The organism is Promicromonospora kroppenstedtii DSM 19349 (assembly GCF_000515355.1).
In the GTDB taxonomy this organism is placed as follows: Bacteria; Actinomycetota; Actinomycetes; order Actinomycetales; family Cellulomonadaceae; genus Promicromonospora; species Promicromonospora kroppenstedtii.
Map to the genome: position 1 here is coordinate 1,385 of NZ_KI911660.1, position 856 is coordinate 2,240.

Here is an 856-nt window from a genome sequence, read left to right on the forward strand (position 1 = left end):
GCCGCGCAGCTCCCGCGGACGCGCGCCGAACGTCGCGCCGGCCTCGGTCGCGACCGCGGTGTCCGCGCCGACGACCAGGCCGTACCGGTGGGTCTGGAGGCCCTGGTCGGTCTCCGGGTCGGGGAACCGCGGCGCGCGCAGGAGCGAGAGCCGCACCGTCGTGGTCACGTCCGGCACGCCCGGCGCGGGCGCCACGCCCTGGTCGGACACCTCGCGCGTGACGTCGTACGCGTAGGACGAGTCGTTGACGAACCCGACGCCGAAGCCCGGCTCCTCCGCGAGCACCCACCGGTGCATCGACGTCTCGAACTTGGCGGACTCCCAGCTCGTGTTGGTGTGCGTGACCCGCTTGTGGAACCCGAACTGGGTCTCGGCGGCCACGTGCTCGGCGCGCACGTCGAGCGGGAAGGTGACCTTGAGGAACTTCTCGACCTCGTGCCAGTCCGTGCGCAGGTTGACCTCGAGCGTCCGGCTGCCCGGCGCGAGCGTGATCACCTGCTCCAGGCTGGAGGCCGAGAACTGACGGTGCACCGTCACGACGGCCACGCCGTCCTCCACGGCCGCGGTCACCTTCTGCGCCTCGCGCAGGTCGGTCACCGAGTTGCGGTAGAACCGGTCGACGTCCCAGGCGTCCCACTTGTTCGGGAAGTCCTGGTGCAGCTGCAGCACGTTCGCCTCGCGGCCGGGCGCCACGGCGTCCCGACCCGTGGCCAGGTCGACGGCGTGCGTGACGTGGCCGGCGGCGTCCAGCGTGATCCGGACGAGGTCGTTGGCGAGCACGTAGCCGCCGTCGGGCAGCTCGGTGACCGTGCTGGCGGCGGCCTCCGGGGCGGACGCCGGGGCCACGCCCAGCGCG

The 856-nt window shown here is 73.2% G+C and carries 1 protein-coding gene; it reads right to left on the bottom strand.

What is annotated here, in order from left to right:
• Positions 1 to 856, bottom strand: an 856-nt coding sequence (locus PROKR_RS11620; RefSeq protein ID WP_281171701.1) for a glycoside hydrolase family 38 C-terminal domain-containing protein, incomplete at both ends; no start/stop codon positions are given.